Consider the following 24,238-nt stretch of genomic DNA (forward strand, 5'->3'; position numbering starts at 1 on the left):
CTTTCCAATTTTATTTTAAGATTTCTTCAATTCTTGCTATAGTTTCATCGCTCAATTTGATACCAGATGCTTTCACGTTTTCTTCTACTTGTTCTGGACGGCTGGCGCCAACAAGTGCGCTGGCAACATTTTTCTGCCTTAAGATCCAAGCTAATGCAAGGGTAGGAAGGCTAATATTATGATCTGCTGCTACTTCTTTAAGTAATTCCACTCTGTCTAAGTTTGCTTCCGTTAATAAACCGCCAAGAGCTTTAAAATTCTCTTGTGCTGCACGACTTCCTGCAGGGGCAGCCTCGCCCTTTTTGTACTTGCCTGTTAACACACCCTGGGCTAAGGGAGACCAAACCACCTGCCCAATCCCATGCTTTTCACTTACAGGGATGACTTCTTTTTCGATATATCGCTGCAGCATGCTGTATTGCGGCTGGTTAACGACAATTCGGTCAAGCAGCTTCTTATCAGCTAAATGAACAGCTTCAGTGATTTGTTCAGCTGTCCATTCGCTGACACCAAGGTAAAGAACTTTTCCCTGACGGACTAAATCATCCATGGCGCGCAATGTCTCTTCCAATGGCGTTTCTTTATCAAATCGATGGCAATAATAAATATCTACATAATCCGTATTCAATCGCTTAAGGCTTGCATGGCATTGCTCCATAATATGTTTGCGTGATAAGCCGCGGTCATTTGGGCCGTCACCCATTGGCCAGAATACTTTCGTTGCTAAAACATAGGAATCGCGCTGATATTTTTGTAGAGCTTTACCAACAACAATTTCTGCCTCTCCCCGCATATAAACATTGGCGGTATCGAAGAAGTTAATGCCAAGGTCGTATGCTTTATCAATTGATGCGGTCGCGTTTTGTTCCTCTACATATCCTCCATATGTAAGCCAGCTGCCTAAACTGATTTCACTCACTTTTAAGCCGGTATTGCCCAGTCGACGGTATTCCATGAAAACATCCCTCCAAAAAAATTTCGTCATACAAAATAAAAATACTACACTCAGACTTTTCTGTCTACTTGTTGAACTCAGAGTATAAAGGAAACACTTTTAATTGGAGAGATACTCTTGTTATCGGATTAACTTTGTTTTTTTGGTGCTTTTTTCTGTTTTCGATAGGTTATAAAGCTATCGATTAAAAAAACCGAAACAAATATAAGTATGATTACCATTTCGGCTGGCTCTATAACTCGGAAGGGATTGATTGCTTTCCAGACTACTTTGGATGGATCAACGCCCATTAACATGTCTAATAGGATAATTAGAATGAGCAACCCAGCTGCTAGGAGTACTGATACTAAAAATAATTTCATGGGTTCACCTTTTAAAATAGGAATAGATTTATTTTCTGATACTGCTGCAGTTCTTATGCATTAGCATAAAAATCAACCGTAGAAATGGATAAACAACCATAAGTTGGTTAATCTAACCATGATTAGAAAACCCAATAATTTTCTTTGAGTGAGGCGGAAATTGTGTTGATTTTGTCTAAAATCTTGAAAACAAAACGTAAAAAAAGACAGGATGATAATATTAGACAAAAACTGGATCCCAATCTGCCAAAGGATTTGCCAATCCTAAGAAGCAGCCAAGATAATATTGTCCGCTTAAAAGAAGAACTTGGAAAGAGTTCAGATGTTGTGATAAGAGAATTTAAGGGCAGCAATTATCAAGGTGCCCTCGTATTTATCGATGGTTTGGTCGATAACAAAGTGATAATGGACTTCCTTTTGGAACCTCTAATCGATACAAAGCCACTGCCAGAAAGAGTGGATATTTTTCAGTATCTCAAGGAACATGCGGTGGCAGCCGGGAGTATTAGTACCATAGAAAATTGGAATCAAATCTACGATAATTTATTCTCAGGAAATACGGTTATTTTTATTGACGGATACAATAAAGCAATCAGCGCGGAGACAAAAGGATGGGAAAAAAGATCCATATCCAATCCGACTACGCAGCTGTCAATCAGAGGTCCTCAGGATGCCTTTACTGAAACACTGAGAACCAATACAGCTTTAATAAGAAGACGGATAAAGAGCCCTAATTTATGGATAGAAACCATGAAAATAGGGAAAGTGTCCCAAACGGATACCGCCATTTTATATATAAAAGGGATTGCCAATGAAAAAATAGTCGAGGAAGTAAGGAAAAGATTAAATCGAATTAATATTGATGAGTTACTCGAATCAGGCTATATTGAGCAATTAATTGAGGACCAAAGCTGGACGACCTTTCCCACAACCTATCATACAGAGCGGCCAGATGTTGTTGTATCTCAGTTAGTAGAAGGCAGGGTGGCCATAGTAGTAGACGGATCTCCTTTTGTAATAACGGCTCCGGCCATCTTTATCCAGTTTTTTCAGGCCCCTGATGATTATTATTCAAGATTCGATATCTCAACGGGGATCAGACTGCTGAGGATTATTGCCTTCCTGATTGCACTTATCGGCCCTTCTACATATATTGCTGCTACCACGTTTCACCAAGAAATGATTCCAACCACATTGGTCATTGCAATTGCAGCACAAAGGGAGAATGTTCCATTTCCGGCATTCGTGGAGGCTTTAATCATGGAAGTAACCTTTGAGATCCTCAGGGAGGCTGGCCTGCGCCTGCCGCGTACGGTGGGACAGGCAGTTTCCATTGTAGGCGCACTCGTTATCGGCCAAGCGGCAGTACAAGCAGGAATCGTATCGCCAATTATGGTTATTGTGGTTTCCATAACCGCAATAGCCAACTTTTCCACACCGGTTTTCGCAATGGCGATTGCCGCTAGGCTCCTGAGGTTTGTGTTAATGGGGCTTGCCACAATTTTAGGCTTTTATGGAATGATGTTAGGCCTCATGTTTATGTCGATCCATTTATGCTCCATCCGCTCCTTTGGGGTTCCTTATATGATGCCATTAGCACCATTTAATATTCGAAATCAACAGGATGTATTTGTCCGGTTCCCCATATGGCAGTTTACCAATCGGCCGCCTTTTATCAGTAAAGGAAATATCGCCAGAATCGGACAAAACCAGAAACCAGGCCCGCCTGATCCCCATGATGATCGTTCAAAGGGTGAAAAATCATGAGAAAAGGGTTAATTTTTGTATCTTCCATTGTCATCATGATCCCATTTTTAACAGCCTGTTGGAACCAGAAAGAGCTGACGGATCTTGCCTTTGTGATGGCTATGGGTGTTGACAAGGGAAAGGAGAAAAAGTTTGAAGTTTCCTTTCAAATTGTGAATCCCGGCAATGTTGCACCAGGGCAAATAGGAGGGGGACAAGGGCTTCCGATTGCCGTATATAAAAGTACGGGAGACACGTTAACAGAAGCCGCAAGAGCTGCGACAAAGAAGGTTTCAAGACGTCTTTATTATGCGCATACCAACTTGGTGATTATCAGTGATGATGTAGCTAAGAAGGATTTGCTGCTCTTATTGGATGCGATGGACCGGGACCCAGAATTTCGGACAACTACCGAATTAATTATCGCTAAGGGGAAAACAAGGGCAGAAGATCTTGTTTCAGCCCTAACCATCCTTGACAAACTTCCGGTTAACAAAATTACGAAGGAAATACAATCTACTGAAAAAATGCTGGGTGAAAATATGAGTATTAATATAGATGATTTTATTACGAATTTAATCAGCAAAGGGAGAGAACCAATTTTAAACGGGTATAAAGTGGTAGGCAAAATAGATAAAGTAAACCAAGCTGTCAATCTAAAAAAAACAACCACAGACGCTTATCTGGCAGCAGACGGTTTAGCCGTGTTTAAAGATGGGAAGCTTCGTGGATGGATAAACAACAATAATGCCCGCGGAGTGCTTTGGATCTTAAATAAGGTGGAAGGAACGGGGATTAATCTAACATGGAAGGATATGAAAAATGCTATTTCCATTGCTCTTATTCGATCGAAAACAAAGGTTTCGGCCCAATTTAAAGGCGGCAAACCAATGATAAATGTAAAGATAGAAAACGAGGGATGGGTCAGTGAGGTAAATACAGCGATTGATTTAACCAATCCAAAAGAAATTGAAAAAATTGAATCCATTTTGATGGAAGAAACGAAGAAACAGATCCTTACTTCGGTCAAAAAAGCGCAGAAATTAAAGGTGGATATCTTTGGGTTTGGAGAAAAAATCCACCTTGAAAATCCTAAACGCTGGAAAATGCTTCAGAAAAACTGGGATGAGGAATTTTCCAAACTTCAAGTGAATGTGGAGGTGGAATCGTACATTCGCAGAGAAGGAATCCGGACAAAACCGTTTTGGAGCGAATTTAGTAAATGACCCTAGGAAGTGGGGACCAAATGGAACAGACAAAAATTAATGCTACACAACTATTTGTTTTAGTTGTCTTATTTGAAATGGGCAGTGCCATTCTAGTCGGACTTGGAACAAACGCCAAACAAGACGCCTGGCTAGCTATTTTATTGGGTTTAGTCGGCGGACTTTTGGTGTTTCTTGTTTATTATAGGTTATATCTTTATTATCAGGATCTTCCTTTTACCAGTTATGTGCAAAAAATTGTCGGGAAGTGGATGGGACGTCTCATTGGCTTAATGTATGTGGTTTACTTTATGTATTGTGCTGCCCGGGTTTTACGAGACTTTGGCGAACTCCTGTTATCTACCATATATACCAACACTCCCTTGATAGTGATCAATTGCTTGATGATGCTGACGATCATTTATGCGACTTATAAAGGGCTAGAGGTTTTTGCAAGAGTGGGGGAGCTATATTTTCTTGTCGTCTATTTAATAGCTGTAGCGGGATTCATTTTGATTTTGGCATCAGGATTAATTCATATAAGTAATTTAAAACCAATATTAGAAAATGGTATTATGCCAGTGGTAAAAACAGCTTTAGGGGAAACCCTGAATTTTCCATTCGGTGAAATGGTTGTCTTTACCATGATTCTTCCACACTTGAATGAGTCAAAAAAGGTTAAACTGGTTTGCTTGAGCGGCATAGCCCTAAGCGGGATTAATATTGTCATTACAACCATCGTTAATATTACAGCCTTAGGGACCGACCTTTTTGAGAGAGCCAATTTTCCGTTATTATCAACAATTAGTAAAATTCAATTAGCCAATTTTATTGAACGGCTTGATGTCTTATTTATGCTCTATTTAGTTGTAGGCGGCTTTTTTAAAATTACCATTTTTTTTTATGCGGCCGTGACAGGTGCTGGTGATATTTTTAAAATGAAATCACAGCGGAAACTTGGCTTTCCTATTGGGGTAATCGTGCTATTTGCCTCTGTTACCATTGCATCCAATTATGCAGAGCATATTAAAGAGGGATTGGATATAGTGCCGCTTTACCTTCATTGGCCATTTCAAATCATTATTCCGTCCTTGCTGCTTGTGATTGCATTTTTCCGGAACAGGAAAAAGAACCCCCGCTCCTCAAAAGAAATGAATAAAGACGTATAAAAAACTGCCTTTCCTAAGATAGAAGGGCAGTTTTTATCGGTCAATCGATTCTTTTCCCCATGATAATCAGGTCACGTTCAACACCATCTAATTCAGCCACTCTCGGCAGATGCGCCCATTTTTCAAAGCCAAATTTGGTAAACAGCCGAATACTCGGTTCGTTATGGGCAAAAATAAATCCAAGAATGGTTTTAATGTTTAGTTTGGCGCATGCAATTTCGGCTTTTTCCATAAGGAACCTGCCAAGTTTTTTTCCTCTAAACTGCTCATGGATATAAATGCTGATTTCTGCTGTATGTTGATAGGCTGGCCTTCCATAAAATGATTGGAAGCTTAACCAAGCACAAATCTGTCCTTCATCCTCCACAACCCATAATGGGCGGACATCAGGGGAGTGGTCATTAAACCAAGGGATACGGGTTTCCACAGTAACTGGTTCCACATCAGCCGTTACCATTCTGCTTGGTATGGTGGAATTATAAATCTCAACAATGGCAGGCAAATCATCTAAATTTGCGTCTCTGATTATTAGTTGGTCGAACATATTATGGCTCCTCAAAATTAGTTAGGTAGAAACTTGTAATTATCATAAACTTTGAATCATCTAAAATCAATAACAGATATCCGTCAATGGCTGCAAACTTCTTCAAAAATGGAGAAAACCTTTTCCCGGTTGATTAAACCGAGAAAAGGTTTTCTGTTTGGAATAGTATGATACTCCTTTTACCGTTTCATGCCAATTGTTTTACCAATGGTGTGCTTTGGCATTGCTCCTTAAGATGTACGTGTTTTGTGTTACCCTTGTTTCTCCATTTACCTGTGACTTTTGGCGCTTAGGCCTTGTCCATGTATGGTGGAAAAGCTCAGAACGTGAATCTAATCGCTCTCGGTAGGTCATCCAAATCACCTCATCAAAGGATTTTGAAACGATGATATTCACAAAAAGAATATCTGTATTATCTTTTGCAAAACCATTAAAATTAAACGGTAAGATTAAGAATTTTTACCTGGGATCCTTTTGGAAAAAACTATGATAAAATGATTGGGTTATTACAGACAAAAAATATTTTTCTTTCAAAATACTACTTGTATTTTCAGAAATTTCGAAATAAAATATAAGTAACATACCAACCGGTAGGTATGTTTTTTACGATCAAGCATAAAATGAAATAGCTGCAAAAAACTAGATTACAAGAGTAAGAATGGAGGGAAAACGATGCATTTACGATTAACGGATGAGCAAAAAATGGTTCAGCAAACAATCAGAAGGTTTGTTGAAAAAGAGCTGATGCCTCTTGAAAATGAAGTGCTTAGAAATGAGAGGGAGGGAAAACCAAGCCTGCCGACGGGGAAATTGAAAGAACTGCAGCTAAAGGCGAAGGAAGCAGGATTTTGGGGGATAAATACCCCTGAGGAATATGGTGGAGCGAACCTCGGCCAAATGATGATGGCCATCGTTTACATGGAGGTATCCAAGACATTCGTTCCATTCTCATTTGGCGGTTCTGCAGATAATATCCTCTATTATGGCAATGAGGAACAAAAGGAAAAATATCTGATTCCAACTATTAACGGCGAAAAGAAATCGTGCTTTGCCATGACTGAACCTGGAGCGGGGTCTGATACACAAAATATTAAGATGACAGCAGTAAAAGACGGGGATCATTGGGTATTAAATGGTGAAAAGACCTTTATTACCGGAGGAAATGAAGCAGACTTTGTAATGGCGATGGCCATTACAGATAAAGAACTTCATCAGAAATCAAAAGGCCGGGAAGGCGTCACTTGCTTCATTGTTGACCGTGACATGGGCTGGAAATCAGAGTATATACATACCATGGGAGAATGGGGTCCAGCCGGGTTAGTATTTGATAATGTCAGGGTTCCTGAGGAAAATATCCTTGGCGAATTGCACAAAGGCTATAATCTTGGGCTGGAATGGATTGGATTTGCCCGCTGGGTGGTAGGAGCCAGGGCAGTTGGGACAGCGGAAAGATTGCTGCAAATGGCAATTGATTATGCAAAAGAACGGGTAACCTTTGGCAAACCGATAGCTGAGCGTCAGGCAATTCAATGGATGATTGCTGACTGTGCGGTGGACCTTGAAGCAGCTAGGTGGCTGGCGTTAAATGCTGCATGGACCCTGGATCAAGGTGAAGATAACCGCCATCTTGCATCGATGGCAAAACTTTACGGAGCCAATATGGGCAATCGGGTAGTCGATAAGGTACTGCAAATTCATGGCGGTATGGGATATACAAGAGAATTGCCAATCGAGCGCTGGTACCGTGAGGCAAGATTGTGGAGAATTTATGATGGTACCGACGAAATACAGCGCATGATTATTTCTCGAAATCTCATTAAAGGCCATGTGAAAATAGGTCAATATATTTAAGTAATTTTTGTAAGCGTTATCTTTAGGATGATGATTATAGGAGGAATGAAAAATGGCAGGAAGATTTGAAGGTAAAGTGGCATTTGTGACAGGGGGAAGCCGCGGAATTGGTAAAGGCATTGTTGAGCATTTTGCAGAAGAAGGGGCAAAAGTCGCATTTATCGATTTAAATGAGGAAGCGTTAGCTGAAACAACCAGCGAATTAAAAGAAAAAGGCTATGAAGTTTATTCAAAGGTGGCAAACGTGGCAGACGCCGAGCAGGTTGAAAATGTGGCGAAAGAGATTTATGACACTTTTGGTTCCGTTGACATTTTGGTCAACAACGCAGGGGTGATTCGCGATAACCTGCTATTTAAAATGACAGATTCTGACTGGCAGACAGTTATGGATGTTCACTTAAAAGGTTCATTTAATGCTGCACGGGCCGTTCAAAAATACATGGTGGAAAAGAAATATGGCCGGATTATCAATATTTCCTCTACCTCCGCTCTAGGAAACCGCGGCCAAGCAAACTATGCAGCTGCGAAAGCTGGCTTGCAGGGATTTACAAAAACATTGGCAATCGAATTGGGGAGATATGGAATTACTGCTAACTCCGTTGCACCTGGATTTATTGAAACCGATATGACCAAGGCAACCGCTGAGCGGATTGGCATTCCATTTGAAAAGCTGATTGAAGCCAGTGTTTCTGCGATTCCTGTCGGCAGAAGCGGCAAACCTGCAGATATTGCCAATGCTGTCGCTTTCTTTGCTGATGAGAAATCGTCCTTTGTGAACGGCCAAGTCATTTATGTTGCCGGCGGACCAAAATGCTAATAAAGGGGTGAATAGATTTGTTCAAGGATCAGATTGGCAAACAATCAAACAAGGTAAAGAACACGGTTGAAAGAGGAGCCGTCAAAAAATTTGCAGAAGCAATCGGGGATCTTCATCCGATTTTCGTTGATGAAGCAACTGGCAAAAATTCCCGCTATCAGGCTAACATTGCTCCGCCTACATTCCCGCGAGTGTTTGAATATGGGGTCATCGAAGGGATGAATCTGCCTAATAAAGGATTAATCCATGGAGAACAGACGTTTCATTATGTCCGCCCCTTATTAGTTGGCGAAGACGTTTATTGTTTTTCAAAAGTAAAAGATTATTTTGAGAAAAAAGGGAACTTTGGGGAAATGGGATTTCTGGTACTTGAAAACTACGGTGAAGATGCACAAGGGAACCTGATCTTCAGTTCAACCTCAACCATTGTCATTTCGGAAGCAGTGAGGAAGGTGTTGGTCCGATGATCACAATTTCACAATTGAATGTGGGTGATTCCCTAAAGGAGATTCAACTCAAACCGGTTTCAAGGATTGATCTAATCAAATATGCCGGAGCTTCAGGTGATTTCAATCCAATCCATACGATTGATGACGAGGCGGCTAAAGCGGGGCTGCCAGGCATTATTGCCCACGGCATGTGGACAATGGGAAACTTGGCAAAATTGTTTACTGAATTTTACCAGGAAGGATTCCTCAAAGATTACTCCATCCGGTTTAAAAACATGGTGTTTTTAAATGATGTGATCACCTTACAGGCAGAACTAAAGGAAAAAGCGGAAAAGCAGCTGCGGTTTTCCGTGCTGGCCGTCAATCAAAACGGCAAGGAAGTAATAAAGGGTGAAGCGGTATATCAGCTTTACTAAAACAGCGAATAAGGTTGAACACTTTTGACCCGGCACTAAAGATTGGCAACTTTCTCTTAATGCTGGGTTCATTGCTATTTGTGGAAAATCCTATAAAGGAATGATGATATGCCTGTACAAATGAAAGTAAACTATAAACCGCCTATATTCTCAACTGTGGAAGAAGAACGGCTGCATTTGAAACAAAAATTAGCCGCGGCCTTCCGTCTATTTTCAAAGTTTGGATTTGATGAAGGTGTGGCAGGGCATATAACGGCAAGGGATCCTGAAGGCGTGACCATTTTTGGGTTAATCCGTACGGCATGCATTTTAGCCAGATAAAAGCATCGGATTTAATTCTTTGTAATCATATTGGTGAGGTCGTTGAAGGAGATTACCCGGTCAATCGGGCCAGGTTACCAGAAATCATCATACCTCTATGCTGCAGGACAAGTGGAAAGGCAAAGTGCTTGAACTTGAGTCCATATGCGGCTGCCTAGTCAAAAAAGGCAGACAATCAGCTGTTCCAACTCCTGTTATCGAAACTATCTATCATCTATTAAACTACCAGACTAATGGAAATTACTCGTGTGGAGAGGGATAATCAATGAATTTTGAATTGGATGAAGATATTCTCTTGTTAAAAAAGAATGTCCGCGAATTTATTCAAACAGAAGTAGAAGAAGTTGCGATGGAAATTGAGGAGAACAACCAAATTCCGGAACGGATTTTGAAGCAATCCAAGGAAATGGGGCTTTTTGGACTAAGTATACCGGAAGAATACGGCGGACTCGGTATTGGCATGGTCGGCAAATGTGCATTGTATGAAGAAATCGGGCAGACTCACAATGGCTATACGACGTTAATCGGGGCACATACTGGCATTGGTACTGTAGGAATAGTTGAAATGGGGAACGAACAGCAGAAGAAAAAATATCTCCCTGATATGGCATGCGGAGAGAAAATCGGCGCGTTTGCCTTAACGGAGCCAGAGGCAGGCTCCAATGCGGCCAATTTAAAGACAACTGCCGTAAGAAAAGGCGGCAAATACATTTTGAATGGGACAAAGCATTATATTACGAATGCCACAGAAGCCAGTATTTTTACCGTTATGGCAGTAACCGACCCCGATAAAGGGGCCAAAGGAATCACCTCGTTTATTGTTGAAAAAGAATTCCCAGGTTTTCGTGTAGGTGCAGTAGAAAAGAAGATGGGATTACGGGGTTCCCATTCTGCTGAACTAATTTTTGAGGATTGTGAGGTACCTGCTGAAAATGTATTAGGTACCGAAGGTCAAGGCTATGTGAATGCATTGAAAATATTGGCGAATGGCCGGGCGGGGCTTGCATCGAGGAATCTTGGTTCGTGCCAGAAATTATTGGAAATGTCGACAAAATATGCGCTTGAACGTATTCAATTTGGTAAACCAATTATTAAAAATCAGGCTGTCAGCCATATGCTGGCTGAAATGGCTGTAGAAATCGAGTCATTGCGGTCCTTTACCTACCGGGTTGCCTGGATGGTCGACCAAGGAATGAAGGTTATTAAAGAAGCCGCCATGCTGAAACTTTATGGGTCAGAGGTCTATAATCGGGTGGCGGATAAAGCGGTGCAAATCCATGGCGGTCTGGGCTATATCGCGGACTATCCGATTGAGCGGTTTTATCGTGATGCCCGGATTACGAGGATATATGAGGGAACATCAGAAATCCAAAAGAACATCATTGCAGCTCAACTTGAAAAAGAGTACAGCTATTGATCAAGCTATAAAAGGGGGGATGAAGGCTGTGATCGGAGATATTGTCATTGTTAGTGCTGTACGTACACCTGTGGGCAGATATGGGGGAGCACTCAAGACCTTAAATTCAGGGGATTTGGCTTCAATCGCTATAAAAGAAGCGGTGAAACGGGCTGGGATTCTTGCGGATCAAGTGGATGAAGTGATACTTGGGGAAGTCAGGCAGTCAACGGAGTCGTCCAATGTGGCCAGAGTGGCGGCATTGAGGGCTGGTGTACCACAAGCGGTTCCTGCGTTTACGATAAATCGGCTTTGTGCCTCTGGAATGCAGGCTGTTGCGTCTGCTGCACAGCAAATCGCTTTTGGCCAGGCGGAGATCGTCGTAGCCGGAGGCACAGAGAGCATGAGCAACGCGCCCATCTACCTGCGAAATTCCCGGTTTGGCGGAGATAATCCGAAACTGGTGGATTCCAATACGGAAGCAGGCCAGCAGCCAAAGGAGATTTATGGAAGTGATCTTGGCATGGGGATCACTGCAGAAAATGTCGCTGAACGGTTTTCTGTCACTCGAGAGGATCAGGATGCATACTCCCTTATGAGTCAGCAGCGTGCCGCAGCAGCCATTAGGGATGGAAAGTTTAAGGAAGAAATTATCCCGGTTGAGATAAAAGGAAAAAAAACTTCCTTTATCGTCATGGAGGATGAACACCCAAGACCGGAAACCACTCTTGAAGGATTAAGCAAGCTTAAACCTGCATTTAAAGCAAATGGGACGGTTACAGCAGGCAATGCCTGCGGGAGAAATGACGGGGCATGTGCATTGGTGCTAACATCTTCCAGCCATGCGGAAAAATTAGGACTAAAACCATTGGCTAGGATTGTCGATTGGACAGCGGTTGGCGTATCCCCTGAGATTATGGGGATTGGACCGGTGCCCGCGGTAAAAAAGCTGCTTGAACGTACGAAAATGGCCATTGACGATATCGACTTATTTGAATTGAATGAAGCTTTTGCCTCCCAGGCTTTGGCCGTTATTCGCGAGTTAGATTTAGATATTGAAAAAGTGAATGTGAATGGCGGTGCCATTGCGCTTGGTCACCCGCTGGGAGCAACCGGGGCAAAAATCCTCACGACATTATTACATGAACTCTGGAGAAGCAGCAAAAGGCTAGGCATTGCTACTCTTTGCGTTGGCGGAGGGCAAGGGATGGCCATCATGGTAGAAAAAATTTAAGGAATTTGGTGAAAATTGACGAAGGATGGATATTGAATATTCTAAAAATTTCTAATATTATAAGGTTATTCGCATACTAACTAGTTAGTATGTTGAGCGAAAAAAGGGAGTGAATCGGAATGAACTTTGATTATTCAGAAAAAGTGAAACAGTTACAGAAAAAAGTGAACGATTTTATGGATGAATATATTTACCCAAATGAAAAAGTGTATCATGAACAGCTTGACAAAAATGATCCATTCTCTAAAATTCCTCCGATCATGGAGGAACTAAAAGAAAAGGCTAAACAAGCTGGCCTTTGGAACTTATTTTTACCTGAAAGTGAGTATGGGGCAGGGCTGACCAATTTAGAATACGCCCCGCTTTGTGAGATTATGGGGCGTTCGGCGATTGCACCAGAAGTTTTTAACTGTGCAGCCCCTGATACCGGCAATATGGAAGTAATTGTCCGGTATGGGACAGAAGAACATAAGGAAAAATGGCTGAAGCCGCTCCTTAATGGTGAAATACGTTCTTGTTTTTCGATGACAGAGCCGGATGTCGCTTCTTCTGATGCGACGAATATTCAAGCAAGCATTATTCGCGATGGCGATGAGTACGTGATTAACGGCACAAAATGGTGGTCCTCCGGTGCAGGTGATCCCCGCTGTAAAATTGCTATTGTCATGGGTAAAAATGACCCAAATGCTCCAAGCCATGAGCAGCAGTCCATGATCCTGGTGCCATTGGATACCCCAGGGGTAAAAATTAAACGGCTGCTGCCTGTTTTCGGCTATGATCATGCACCGCACGGCCATGCGGAAATTGAGTATAACAATGTACGGGTGCCCGCTTCTAATATTTTATGGGGTGAAGGGAAAGGGTTCGCCATCGCACAAGGGCGCCTTGGACCAGGGAGGATTCATCATTGCATGAGAACAATCGGTGCAGCCGAGCGGGCGCTTGAAGAAATGTGTAAGCGTGTTCAGAGCCGGGTTGCCTTTGGCAAAAAACTTGCAGACCAAGGTGTCATCCAAGACTGGATTGCCGAAGCCAGAATTGACATTGAACAGGCCCGATTACTGACCCTTAAAGCAGCGTATATGATGGATACTGTTGGCAATAAGGAAGCGAAGGGTGAAATTGCCATGATTAAAGTGATTGCCCCGAATATGGCCTTAAAAATCATCGATCGGGCGATCCAAGCCTTTGGTGCAGCCGGTGTAAGTGAAGATACGCCACTTGCAGCCAGCTGGGCAAATATCCGCACATTAAGACTTGCTGATGGTCCGGATGAAGTCCACAAACGGGCAATTGCCAGATATGAATTAAAAAAATATCGATAATCATCATCGCCATAGGGGGAGAACAGGATGCATATAAAAGAGCTATTTGATTTGACAGGGAAGGTTGCCATTGTGACAGGAGGCGGACGAGGTCTTGGCCAGCAAATCGCCGAGGGCTTTGCGGAAGCAGGCGCGAATGTGGTGGTATGTTCACGAAAGCTTGAAGCCTGTCAGGAAGTCAGTGAGGAATTGAAAAAACTTGGGGTAGAGAGCCTTGCCTTAAAATGTGATGTTTCGAATCCTGAGGATGTTAAAGATGTAGTTGCCCAAACGATGGAGAAGTTTGGACGAATTGATATTCTAGTTAACAACAGCGGTGCTTCTTGGGGAGCTCCTGTTGAGGAAATGCCGCTTGAAGCTTGGCATAAGGTAATGAATGTCAATGCAACCGGAACGTTCCTGATGTCTCAAGAAGCAGGGAAAGTGATGCTGAAGCAAAAATCAGGCAAAATCATCAACATCGCTTCTACTGCTGCATTAAAGGGTGGAGACCCGAGTGTGATGAATGCCATTGGCTATAACGCGAGTAAAGGGGCGGTCGTTTCCTTCACGAGAGATTTAGCCGTAAAATGGGGACCGCACGGCATCTATGTCAATGCTATTGCCCCAGGCTTTTTCCCAACCAAAATGTCAAAAGTACTGCTAGAAAAGGGCGGGGACGCGATACTCCAAGGAACCCCACTACGAAAATTTGGTTCCGATTCTGACCTAAAAGGAGTCGGACTATTCCTTGCATCACCAGCCTCCGACTTCGTCACCGGAGATGTGATTGTAGTCGACGGCGGAGCCCATGTAAAGTAACGCATTAAAGTGACGGGGGACAGTCCCCCAGCAAAGCAATGCATTAAAGCAGTGGGGGACTGTCCCCCACTTGAAATAAGGGGGAGTTTGGATGAAACGAGACGCGGTGATTGTTTCGGCTGTCAGGACGGCGATTGGCAGGCAGGGGAGTGCTTTAGCATCGGTGCCTGCGCATGTGCTTGGGGCTGAAGTTATTAAGGAAGCGGTTAAAAGGGCTAACATTATGCCAGATTTGATTGAAGATGTAATTTTTGGGAATGTATTATCCGGCGGAGGAAATATTGCTAGATTAACTGCGTTACAGACCGGGCTTTCTATTGACATACCCGGTTTAACAGTGGACCGCCAATGCGGTTCCGGCATTAATGCTATTAATCTCGCCGCACAGGCCATCCGTGCTGGAGACGGTGATGTCTTTGTAGCAGGGGGAACGGAGAGCATGTCGAGGGCGCCTTACCTAATGGAACGTCCGGAGAAAGCGTATAGCGCAGCACCGCCAAGCTTTAAAAAGTCACAGCTTTCACCGAAAGAAATCGGTGATCCGCCGATGGGCATTACGGCTGAAAATCTAGTAAAAAAATATCAGATCTCCAGAGAGGAACAAGACGAATTTGCTTTAAGGAGCCAGCAGCGAATGGCTGCCGCCATGGAAGAAGGGCGATTTGATGAGCAAATTGTTCCAATTACAATACCGGTTAGAAAAGGCGAGCCCATTGTTTTTAAAACGGATGAACATCCAAGGCCGCAGACCACTTTTGAAGGGCTGGCAAAACTTCCGGCAGCATTTATGCAAGGCGGGACGGTAACAGCCGGCAACAGCTCAGGTTTAAATGATGCAGCCTCGGCACTGGTGATCATGTCACGGGAAAAAGCGGAAGAATTAAATCTAACGCCGCTTGCAGTAATCCGAGACTATGCTGTAGCTGGAGTGGACCCCAATATTATGGGAATCGGCCCGGTTCCGGCAGTGCGCAAGGTCTTGGCAAAATCCGGATTGGCATTAGACGATTTTGACCTCATCGAAATCAATGAAGCTTTTGCCGCTCAAGTGCTCGCCTGTAACCGCGAATTGAATATGAATATGGAAAAAGTCAATGTCAATGGCGGTGCCATTGCCCATGGTCATCCGCTTGGGGCAACGGGGGCCATTTTAACTACCAAAGCTTGCTATGAATTAAAGCGGACAGGCGGCAGGTATGCACTGATTACCGCATGCATCGGCGGCGGTCAAGGAATCGCCACCATTATCGAACGCGAATCCTAAAAAACAAAAGTGGTCATTAATGAGGTTGAAAACCTGGAAAAACGATCCAATGCAAAATTGAAAAGGGCAGGGAGTTGCTGGCAGTTTAAATCCATATTTTATCAAATGAGGAAAAAATAGTTTTGATTCCTGACCCTGCCTTTTTCAGCCGAAAGGAAATCATCCTATGAAGGATAAAATTATGGAATCAGGAATCTTGTTGTTCGATCAAAATGGTTTTAAATCTACTTCTATTCAAGATATTGTTCAGCTGCTGGGGGTAACAAAGGGGACATTTTATTACTACTTTAGCAGTAAAGAGGAATTGCTAAAGCAAATTCATTTGCAATATATCGAAGGCTTAATTGAGCAGCAGGAGGAAATCCTGAAAAATCCTTCCTTTGATTTTCCTCGCAAGCTCTATGAAATTGTTTTTATGTTAATCCGTAATATCAAGACAAAGAGGCCAAGTGCCCGGATTTTTACAAGGGAAATGCGTCACTTGAGTGAAGTGAACATTAAAGAACTTAAAGAGAAACGAAATGAATTTCGCAGAAATACCCAAAAACTAATTGAACAGGGAATTGATCAAGGAGAAATCAAAAAGGGAATCCGGCCAGATATCCTGACGATGGGCATTTTGGGTATTACTAACTGGAGCTATTACTGGTATAACCCTTATGGGGAAGTACCGGAAGAAAAAGTAGTGGAAATCTTTTTAGATCTTATTTTAAATGGCATTTCAAATAATGACAGCGTTTGCAACTGAATCTAAGAAACTGGAAAAGGAGAGAAGGAATATGTTAACTCTTCATTTTGAACATTGGCCCAAAATCTCAAAATCACTCGAGGTTCCCGCCACTTCATTATATGACAACCTTAAAGTCAGTGCGAGCCGTTATCCGGAACATACGGCCATCTTTTATTATGGAAGCACATTAACCTACCAGCAATTAGACGATGAGGTTAATGCTTTAGCCGGCTACTTGCAGCAGAAGCTCGGTGTCCAAACTGGTGAAAAGGTCCTGTTGTTTATGCAGAATTCTCCACAGTTTGTGATTGGCTATTATGCTATTTTGCGGGCAAATGCTGTAGTTGTCCCCATCAATCCAATGCTTGTAGCGGAAGAATTGGAATTCTATGTCCGAGATTGTGAGATTAAGACCGTTTTACTGGGTCAGGAATTATATGATCGTGTCCGCCCGCTTGTCGAAAAAACAACTCTGGAAAATCTGTTGATTGCAGCTTATTCCGATTACAAGGGAGAGGGGTTTGAGGCATTGCTGCCAAAAGAGGTTGAGGCAGATAGAGCAGTATTTTCCGAGCCGAACCACTATCTCTGGAATGAGGCCATTTCTGCGAATCTGATTCCATCAGCACATACAGCAACGGGTGACGACTTAACCTGTTTGCCATACACTTCCGGTACAACTGGGCTGCCAAAGGGCTGTATGCATACAAACCGCACCATTAATGCCAATACGGTTGGAGCCTTTCACTGGTCTTCCTCCACGGCAAATGCGATGCACCTGATGACATTGCCGCTATTCCATGTAACCGGCATGGTTCACAGCATGCATATGCCAATTTTCAGCGGCGGCACAATGGTGGTTATGACAAGATGGAACCGTGATGCTGCTGTTCAGCTCATCAAAAATTTAGGCTGTACGCACTGGGTGGCCATCGCCACGATGATTGTCGATTTCCTGGCCAATCCCAACCTGAAAGCCGAGGATATTTCGTCCCTAGTTTCGATATCAGGTGGAGGTGCAGCATTGCCAGAAGCTGTCGGAGAAAAATTATTTCAGCTTACAGGCTTGCGCTTCGTAGAAGGATACGGGCTGTCTGAAACAATTGCCCAAACCCATTTCAATCCGCCTGATCGTCCAAAAATGCAATGCCTGGGAATTCCATCCTTTGATGTAGACGCCCGAATTATTGATGCGTCAACAGGAAAGGAACTGGGTGTTGGCGAAGTCGGTGAAATTATTGTTAATGGACCACAGGTTATGGTTGGTTATTATAACCGTGATGATGAAAATCGCAGCGCGTTTATTGAAATGGACGGGAAAAAGTTCTTCCGCACAGGCGATATCGGCCGGTATGACGAAGAAGGATACTTCTTTATGGTCGACCGAGTGAAACGGATGATTAATGCTTCCGGTTTTAAGGTATGGCCAACAGAAGTTGAATCCTATTTATACAAACATCCAGCCATTCAGCAGGCTTGTGTCGTTGGCGTGCCTGATCCAAGACGGGGTGAGACCGTTAAGGCATTTGTCATACTAAACGAAGGCTACGAAGGCAAAATTACGGAAGACGAAATCATTGAATGGTCGAAGCAGCATATGGCCGCTTATAAATATCCTAGAATGATAGAATTCAGAAAAGATTTCCCAATGACCTCCAGCGGAAAAATCCTCTGGCGGACACTCCAGGACGAAGAAAAGAAAAAAGCCGGAGTGCACTAATCAAATTGCTGGAGGACTGGCCGGCTCCGGTCTGCGCCTCCAAGCAAAATCAACTAAAAAGTTTAGTGCAGACAAAAGCAAAAAACCTAAAAAGGAGGCGCACTATGGAAATTCTGATTCAGCAGCTATTTAATGGATTAACCATCGGAAGTGTATACGCACTAGTCGCCTTAGGGTTAACACTCGTATACGGTATCCTCCATATACCCAATTTTGCGCATGGCGCATTATACATGATGGGGGGATACATAACCTGGATGATGATGACCGATTTTGGGCTTCATTACTGGGTGGCGATCATTATTTCGATTATTGTGGCAGGGCTGCTAGGGGTATTAATGGAAAGACTTGTATTTCACCCATTAAGAGAAGCGCCGCCCATTCACGATAAAATTGCAGCGATTGGGATCATGTTGTTTTTGGAAGCGTTTGCTCAATATTATTGGGGAGCTGAATATCAAAGTATGCCGACGCCTTACGGCCAGGTAGTGCAAATATTTGGATTAACCTTAACGATGCAGCGAATTCTTATCGTGGTTTCGGCAGTTGTCGTCATGCTTCTGTTATATGTATTTTTGAAAAAAACCTTTATTGGATCGACCATAATTGCGATGTCGCAGGACCGAGAAGGCGCTAACCTAGTTGGGATTAATACAAACAAAGTGGCCATGCTGACGTTTTTGATTTCAGGCGGGCTGGCTGCCATTGCTGCATCTCTATCGGCTCCTATTAATCTGGTATTCCCAGGAATGGGACAGCTGGTAATACTAAAAGCATTTGTCATCATTATTCTCGGAGGGATGGGCAGTATCCCGGGAGCAATCGTTGGCGGCTATATTTTAGGCTTTAGCGAAAGCTTAGGGGCTACCTACATCTCTAATGATTATAAGGATATCATTGCCTTTATCATTCTCGTCATCATTCTAACGGTGAAACCAACAGGGTTGTTTTCAAGGGGGGGACATTAATGGCAAAGGTATTTAAGCAGCGGAACACGATCATCGTATTAATCGCATTAGCAATCCTGTTCCCATTACTTACAACCAACACCTACTTTATCCATATCATGTCTTTAGCGTTCATTTGGATGATTGGCGTTTATGGTTTAAACCTGCTCGCAGGCTATACTGGTTACCTCTCCTTGGCACATGCCGGATTCTTTGCCATAGGTGCTTATGGAATGGGGTTATTGACGGTTAAAGCCGAGATGAATTTCTGGCTGGCCATGCTTTTATCCTTGGTCATTACAGGAATCATTGGATTCGTGGTTGGAATAATCGCGCTTAGGACGAAGGAACATTTTTTCGCGATTTATACGCTCTGCTTAGGGTATATTATCTATCTTGTGATTGATAAGTGGGACAGTTTAACAGAAGGAGTCCGTGGATTAATAGGAATCCCGGCACCAACGCCAATTGGGCCGATCACCTTCGAAACGGAACATTCCCATTATTATTTTATTCTGTTTTTCTTATTATTAGTCGTCTTCATCATGTACCGGATCGTCCATTCGCTTTCCGGCCGAACTTATATTGCTATTCGAAACAGTGAAGACCTAGCGCAAACGATTGGAATCTCCACGATGAAAAATAAGCTCACGGTCTTTGTCATTTCGACCATTTTTGCAGGGTTGTCCGGTGCCCTGTATGCCTCGTTTGTTCGTTTTATTGGACCGGATATTGGCAACATAGCGATTACCTTTGACCTGCTTACCTATTTGCTGGTTGGAGGCATAGGAACCTTGAGCGGTCCGCTTGTCGGAACCCTCCTGATTGTTTGGCTTTCACAAATGCTGCAGGACTTCCAGCAATATCGGATGCTCATATTTGGCCCATTGTTGACGCTGTTGGTCATTTTTTATCCAAGAGGAATTGCAGGAGCCATTTCCAGCTGGAATCAAAAACGCCAAATGAAGCTTGCGGGAAAAGCAGCCAGCGCAAACGCCCGGGTAAGAAAAACAGGAGAAATACTTCCGGATCAACAAGCAAAGGAGGGATAAAATGACTTTCTTGGAAACTAAGAATTTGACAAAGAGGTTTGGCGGGTTAACGGCAGTAAATAATGTAGACTTTGCCGTTGAACAAGGGAAAATCAATGCGATTATCGGCCCGAATGGCGCGGGGAAATCTACCTTTTTTAATTTAATCAGCGGATTTCACCGTCCCACCTCCGGCCAGGTGATTTTTAAGGGCCAGGATATCACAAAGCTGCCTTCCAACAAGATTGCTGAGCTGGGGGTCGCGCGTACTTTTCAAACGACCAATCTGTTTGAACAGTCTACGGTGTTGGATAATGTCATTGTGGGACATCGCCTTCGCACAAAATCGAACCTAATGGATGCTATTCTCCGAACGCCAAGGTTAAAACAGGAAGAAGCCCAATGCCGGGATAAGGCGATGGAAGTACTGGAATTTGTCAATTTAAAAAATGCAGCAGGCAAATTGGTTGGCAGTTTAACACAGGAAGAAAAAAAGCGGACTGCATTTGCGCTGGCTCTTGCAACGGACCCAGAAATTGTGTTTCTCGATGAGCCGGCTGCAGGTGTAAATCCTGATGAAACCGAAGGACTGGCTGAACTAATGAAAAAGATAGTGGAAAAGGGGATTACGGTCTGTTTAATTGAACACAAAATGCAAATGATCATGAGAATCGCGGATAAAATCATGGTCCTTAACTACGGAGAAAAAATTGCCGAAGGCACGCCAGCTGAGATAAGGAATAATGATATGGTGATCAAGGCCTATTTGGGAGGGAGTGCCAGTGCTTAGCCTAAAAAACGTTGCTGTCAAATATGGCAGCTTTACTGCCGTCCATGATGTAAATATCGAGGTCACTTCAGGAGAAATTGTGGTCCTCCTAGGGTCAAATGGTGCTGGAAAAAGTACGGTATTTCGAACTATAAGCGGGTTGAATAAACCTTCAGCCGGAGACGTCTTGTTTGAAGGAAATAAAATAAACCGGCGCTCGGCGGACCAAATCGTCCAGTTCGGAATTGGCCAATGTCCTGAGGGCAGAAAACTTTTTCCAGCAATGACAGTCCAGGAAAACTTAAGGATGGGTGGGTACGTTCACCGTAGGAAGAGAGATGAAATTAAGCATTCCTTGGAGCATGTATTTGAACTATTTCCCATTTTAAAGGAAAAGAGAAATGATGCGGCAGGTTCTCTTAGCGGAGGGCAGCAGCAGATGCTGGCCATCGGCCGTACCCTTATGTCAAAACCAAAACTGATGCTGCTCGACGAACCATCCGTTGGCCTTGCACCACTAATAGTGGAGCAAATGTTTGAAGTTATTCAAAAAATAAACAAAGAGGGAACAACCATCCTTCTGGCAGAACAAAATGCTAACGCTGCATTGAAGATTGCGGATAAAGGATATGTGTTCGAAAACGGCACCATTGTGCTGGAAGGAACATCAGAAGACCTGTTTGCCAATGATGAGGTGCGAAAGGCATATATTGGCGCATAATTCTCAAAGAGAGCTGCATGCTTAAACCGATGTCTAGACAACCTGGCAGCTCACCTTCTCAGTCGTTTTAAGGAGGTGATTACTGGGCTTTCAACACTTTTGTCTCTGAAAATGACGAATGAATAATAAGGGGGAAAACCAATGAAACGGTTTAAGTCTATGTTCATAATGAGCATTCTGTTCATGATGATCTTTATGCTGGCAGCCTGCAACAGTTCGAGTAAAGAGACAAGCAGCGAGGATAAGGGAGGCAGCGGCGGAGGATCTGGGGGGGCAGGTACTGTCAATATTGGTTACACAGGTCCATTAAGCGGTTCTGCCGCGTTTTATGGTGAACGGACATTAAACGGATTAAAAATGGCTGTTGAGGAGCTTAACAGCGCTGGCGGGATAGAGGTTGCCGGGAAGAAATACAAATTTAATGTTGTTTCGCTGGATGATAAATATCTTCCAAATGAAGCAGGAGCAAACGCAAAAAGATTGCTTCAGGAAAATAAAACTCCGATTATTTTTACACCGCACAGCGGAGGAGTATTTGCCTTGCAGGTTTTCAATCAGCAGCAGCCTAAATTTATCATTGGCGCTTATACGAGTGAGCCGAAAGTTTCAGAGGTTGGGAATGAATTGACAGTTCGAATTCCGCCTCGTTATGATGGCTATTTAAAAACGTTTACAGATTACGAGATGAAAAATTTCGGCAAAAAAATCGCCTTCCTGCCAACATCCTCCCAATATGGAAAGGATTGGGCGGAATTATTAAAAGAACATTGGGAAAAAGAGGGCGGCAAAGTAGTCTATGAATCTTCCATTGACTTTGCAAAGGAAACTGACTTCTTTACCATTATTACAAATGCACTAAAAGAAAAACCAGACGTCTTATTTATCGGCGGTGCATCTGAACCGACAGCAAAAGTACTTAAGCAGGCAAGAGAACTGGGCTTTAAAGGCGGATTTATCGTCATGGACCAAGCAAAGTTCGATGAGATGAAAGCGGTTACCGGCTCGTACGACCTGATGAATGGTTCTATTGGAGTCATGCCTTTAATCGAATCGAAGAGTCCAGCGATCCCTGATTTTGCAAAGAAATACGAGGAGAAATATGGTGAAACACCTGGTTCAGAAGCAGGTCTAAACTATATTGGCATGCATATCTTTGCTGAGGCTATGAAAGCCGCGGGAACAGTGGATGACCCTGATAAAATAATAGCTGCCATGCAAAAGGGTGTAGAGAATATACCAGATAATGTAAAAGTTTATGAGTTTACCAAATTCACTGGCGGCGGCTTTGATGGTGAATTGGAAGTAGCGGCCGTTGAAGATGGCAAGGTTGTTCCCATTAAAATTACCAAATAATTTTTCGCGAATAACCTAACCATAATGCCCCCCTTGAAGTAATAACCATCTATATCAAGGGGGGGAATTGATTGAACAAGTATCAGTCAAATATGTACAAAACAACAAATGGGTTCGATAACCATACCGAGGGAGGGCCAAAAAATTGGTTAGAGTTGTTCCCATCGAACTAGAAACCACTTTTGCCGAAGGAACGGTCAATGCCTTTTTAGTCATAGGGAAAACCATCAGTCTTGTTGATACCGGCAATCCCGGAAAGGAGTCCTTTCAACAGTTCAAGGCAAAGCTTGAGGAAAATGGAGTCCGCCTAAGTGATCTTGATCAAATCGTGCTTACTCATATTCATATCGATCATTCAGGGGGGATTCCTTATATTCAGCAAGAAATTGATGTGCCTATTTATGTCCATGAAATGGCCAGCGGCCCATTAAATGCAGATAGGGATGACTTTGAAAAGGCACAACAGTTTTTTCGGGATTTTATTACTGGCTGCGGGGCGAACTTCGACGAGCATATTGTCCGGCGGCGTTATCGCAAGGAAAATTGGAGAAATGTGGAGTACCTTAGAGAAGGAGATACAGTTCGGCTTGGAGGTGCAGAATTTAAAGTTGTTCACGTGCCTGGCCATAGCCAGTCAGACATTTTACTATGGAACCAAGAATCGGGAATAAGTTTTGCCGGCGATCATTTGATTAAAGCCTTTTCGGTTAATGCCTTTATCGAACCGCCGGATCCAGGCGAAAGAGAACGTCCAAAACCATTGCTGCAATACCGGGATTCTCTTAAAAAAGTCAGACAATTGCCGCTTGCCACCATCTATCCAGGGCATGGGGAGGTTTTTTTCGATCATATCGCGTTGATTGACCAAAGATTTCAGGAACAGGAAAAGCGGTGCAATCAAATTCTACATATCCTGGAAGATGGTGCAAAAACCATCTACGAAATTAACAGGCAAATGTACCCCCATCTGCATGGCCAATCTGTGTTTTTAGGATTATCTCAAATTCAGGGCCACTTAGATCTTTTAGTTTCAAGACAGCAAGTTCGTTTTGAACAACAAGGCCTGATCATGATTTATCACGCGATCTAGAAATGCTCCCAGATAATTTATT

27 protein-coding genes are annotated in these 24,238 nt (G+C 43.1%); 23 read left to right on the forward strand and 4 right to left on the reverse strand.

Annotated elements, in window-relative coordinates; all coding sequences use genetic code 11:
- Positions 1-10 precede the first annotated feature (10 nt).
- Entirely contained in the window at positions 11-955 is a 945-nt protein-coding gene (locus NFS43_RS11665) for an aldo/keto reductase family protein (RefSeq protein ID WP_251551843.1), read from the reverse strand.
- A 128-nt stretch (positions 956-1,083) separates the two neighbouring features.
- The gene (locus tag NFS43_RS24655; RefSeq protein ID WP_478354352.1) at positions 1,084-1,317 is read right to left on the reverse strand and encodes a YczF family membrane protein; all 234 of its coding nucleotides are present in this window, start codon (positions 1,315-1,317) and stop codon (positions 1,084-1,086) included.
- Positions 1,318-1,500: 183 nt separating this feature from the next.
- Here NFS43_RS24655 and NFS43_RS11670 point away from each other — a divergent pair, with 183 nt between their 5' ends.
- The 3 genes from NFS43_RS11670 to NFS43_RS11680 are packed head-to-tail and all read left to right on the forward strand — an operon-like array spanning position 1,501 to position 5,437.
- The gene (locus NFS43_RS11670) at positions 1,501-3,084 is read left to right on the forward strand and encodes a spore germination protein (protein ID WP_251551844.1); all 1,584 of its coding nucleotides are present in this window, start codon (positions 1,501-1,503) and stop codon (positions 3,082-3,084) included.
- Positions 3,081-4,289, forward strand: a complete 1,209-nt coding sequence (locus tag NFS43_RS11675; RefSeq protein ID WP_251551845.1) for a Ger(x)C family spore germination protein — start codon at positions 3,081-3,083, stop codon at positions 4,287-4,289. Before NFS43_RS11670 ends, NFS43_RS11675 begins: the two co-directional genes overlap by 4 nt.
- A gap of 20 nt (positions 4,290-4,309) precedes the next feature.
- The gene (locus NFS43_RS11680) at positions 4,310-5,437 is read left to right on the forward strand and encodes a GerAB/ArcD/ProY family transporter (RefSeq protein WP_251551846.1); all 1,128 of its coding nucleotides are present in this window, start codon (positions 4,310-4,312) and stop codon (positions 5,435-5,437) included.
- 40 nt (positions 5,438-5,477) lie between these two features.
- On the opposite strand, the gene NFS43_RS11685 is transcribed toward NFS43_RS11680, so the two are convergent.
- The gene (locus NFS43_RS11685; RefSeq protein ID WP_251551847.1) at positions 5,478-5,981 is read right to left on the reverse strand and encodes a GNAT family N-acetyltransferase; all 504 of its coding nucleotides are present in this window, start codon (positions 5,979-5,981) and stop codon (positions 5,478-5,480) included.
- Between the two features lie 201 nt (positions 5,982-6,182).
- Positions 6,183-6,335, reverse strand: a complete 153-nt coding sequence (locus NFS43_RS11690; protein WP_251551848.1) for a YpzG family protein — start codon at positions 6,333-6,335, stop codon at positions 6,183-6,185.
- 318 nt (positions 6,336-6,653) lie between these two features.
- Here NFS43_RS11690 and NFS43_RS11695 point away from each other — a divergent pair, with 318 nt between their 5' ends.
- The 20 genes from NFS43_RS11695 (at position 6,654) to NFS43_RS11785 (ending at position 24,216) form a co-directional block, all read left to right on the forward strand.
- Complete coding sequence (locus NFS43_RS11695; RefSeq protein WP_251551849.1) at positions 6,654-7,832, forward strand: acyl-CoA dehydrogenase family protein; 1,179 nt, start codon at positions 6,654-6,656, stop codon at positions 7,830-7,832.
- 52 nt (positions 7,833-7,884) lie between these two features.
- Positions 7,885-8,649 carry a beta-ketoacyl-ACP reductase gene (locus NFS43_RS11700; RefSeq protein WP_251551850.1) on the forward strand — a complete coding sequence of 255 codons (765 nt, stop codon included), beginning with the start codon at positions 7,885-7,887 and terminating at the stop codon, positions 8,647-8,649.
- A 17-nt stretch (positions 8,650-8,666) separates the two neighbouring features.
- The gene (locus NFS43_RS11705) at positions 8,667-9,116 is read left to right on the forward strand and encodes a MaoC family dehydratase N-terminal domain-containing protein (protein ID WP_251551851.1); all 450 of its coding nucleotides are present in this window, start codon (positions 8,667-8,669) and stop codon (positions 9,114-9,116) included.
- Positions 9,113-9,514 carry a MaoC family dehydratase gene (locus NFS43_RS11710; RefSeq protein WP_251551852.1) on the forward strand — a complete coding sequence of 134 codons (402 nt, stop codon included), beginning with the start codon at positions 9,113-9,115 and terminating at the stop codon, positions 9,512-9,514. Before NFS43_RS11705 ends, NFS43_RS11710 begins: the two co-directional genes overlap by 4 nt.
- Positions 9,515-9,622: 108 nt before the next feature.
- On the forward strand, positions 9,623-9,835 hold the full coding sequence (locus tag NFS43_RS11715) for a class II aldolase/adducin family protein (RefSeq protein ID WP_251551853.1): 213 nt from the start codon (positions 9,623-9,625) through the stop codon (positions 9,833-9,835).
- Entirely contained in the window at positions 9,817-9,993 is a 177-nt protein-coding gene (locus NFS43_RS11720) for a hypothetical protein (protein ID WP_251551854.1), read from the forward strand. Before NFS43_RS11715 ends, NFS43_RS11720 begins: the two co-directional genes overlap by 19 nt.
- On the forward strand, positions 9,933-10,097 hold the full coding sequence (locus NFS43_RS24610) for a ketopantoate reductase family protein (RefSeq protein ID WP_420910326.1): 165 nt from the start codon (positions 9,933-9,935) through the stop codon (positions 10,095-10,097). The genes NFS43_RS11720 and NFS43_RS24610 overlap by 61 nt, the downstream gene beginning before the upstream one ends.
- Before the next feature lie 3 nt (positions 10,098-10,100).
- Complete coding sequence (locus NFS43_RS11725) at positions 10,101-11,252, forward strand: acyl-CoA dehydrogenase family protein (protein ID WP_251551855.1); 1,152 nt, start codon at positions 10,101-10,103, stop codon at positions 11,250-11,252.
- Positions 11,253-11,271: 19 nt separating this feature from the next.
- Entirely contained in the window at positions 11,272-12,465 is a 1,194-nt protein-coding gene (locus NFS43_RS11730) for a thiolase family protein (RefSeq protein WP_251551892.1), read from the forward strand.
- A 119-nt stretch (positions 12,466-12,584) separates the two neighbouring features.
- Entirely contained in the window at positions 12,585-13,790 is a 1,206-nt protein-coding gene (locus NFS43_RS11735) for an acyl-CoA dehydrogenase (RefSeq protein ID WP_251551856.1), read from the forward strand.
- Between the two features lie 27 nt (positions 13,791-13,817).
- Positions 13,818-14,591, forward strand: coding sequence for an SDR family oxidoreductase (locus NFS43_RS11740; RefSeq protein WP_251551857.1), 774 nt, complete (start codon positions 13,818-13,820; stop codon positions 14,589-14,591).
- A 91-nt stretch (positions 14,592-14,682) separates the two neighbouring features.
- Positions 14,683-15,855, forward strand: a complete 1,173-nt coding sequence (locus NFS43_RS11745) for a thiolase family protein (protein ID WP_251551858.1) — start codon at positions 14,683-14,685, stop codon at positions 15,853-15,855.
- A gap of 166 nt (positions 15,856-16,021) precedes the next feature.
- The gene (locus NFS43_RS11750) at positions 16,022-16,603 is read left to right on the forward strand and encodes a TetR/AcrR family transcriptional regulator (RefSeq protein ID WP_251551859.1); all 582 of its coding nucleotides are present in this window, start codon (positions 16,022-16,024) and stop codon (positions 16,601-16,603) included.
- Between the two features lie 31 nt (positions 16,604-16,634).
- Positions 16,635-18,305 (forward strand): long-chain fatty acid--CoA ligase, encoded by a 1,671-nt coding sequence (locus tag NFS43_RS11755; protein ID WP_251551893.1) that lies wholly within the window; start codon positions 16,635-16,637, stop codon positions 18,303-18,305.
- Between the two features lie 104 nt (positions 18,306-18,409).
- On the forward strand, positions 18,410-19,273 hold the full coding sequence (locus NFS43_RS11760; RefSeq protein WP_251551860.1) for a branched-chain amino acid ABC transporter permease: 864 nt from the start codon (positions 18,410-18,412) through the stop codon (positions 19,271-19,273).
- Positions 19,273-20,304 (forward strand): branched-chain amino acid ABC transporter permease, encoded by a 1,032-nt coding sequence (locus tag NFS43_RS11765; protein ID WP_251551861.1) that lies wholly within the window; start codon positions 19,273-19,275, stop codon positions 20,302-20,304. Before NFS43_RS11760 ends, NFS43_RS11765 begins: the two co-directional genes overlap by 1 nt.
- A 1-nt stretch (position 20,305) precedes the next feature.
- The gene (locus tag NFS43_RS11770) at positions 20,306-21,073 is read left to right on the forward strand and encodes an ABC transporter ATP-binding protein (RefSeq protein WP_251551862.1); all 768 of its coding nucleotides are present in this window, start codon (positions 20,306-20,308) and stop codon (positions 21,071-21,073) included.
- On the forward strand, positions 21,066-21,773 hold the full coding sequence (locus NFS43_RS11775; RefSeq protein ID WP_251551863.1) for an ABC transporter ATP-binding protein: 708 nt from the start codon (positions 21,066-21,068) through the stop codon (positions 21,771-21,773). The genes NFS43_RS11770 and NFS43_RS11775 overlap by 8 nt, the downstream gene beginning before the upstream one ends.
- 141 nt (positions 21,774-21,914) lie before the next feature.
- The gene (locus NFS43_RS11780) at positions 21,915-23,126 is read left to right on the forward strand and encodes an ABC transporter substrate-binding protein (RefSeq protein ID WP_251551864.1); all 1,212 of its coding nucleotides are present in this window, start codon (positions 21,915-21,917) and stop codon (positions 23,124-23,126) included.
- Positions 23,127-23,271: 145 nt separating this feature from the next.
- Positions 23,272-24,216 (forward strand): MBL fold metallo-hydrolase, encoded by a 945-nt coding sequence (locus NFS43_RS11785; protein ID WP_251551865.1) that lies wholly within the window; start codon positions 23,272-23,274, stop codon positions 24,214-24,216.
- The last annotated feature ends 22 nt before the right edge of the window (positions 24,217-24,238 follow it).

Source organism: Neobacillus muris, assembly GCF_943193175.1.
Classification (GTDB): domain Bacteria; phylum Bacillota; class Bacilli; order Bacillales; family Cytobacillaceae; genus Neobacillus; species Neobacillus muris.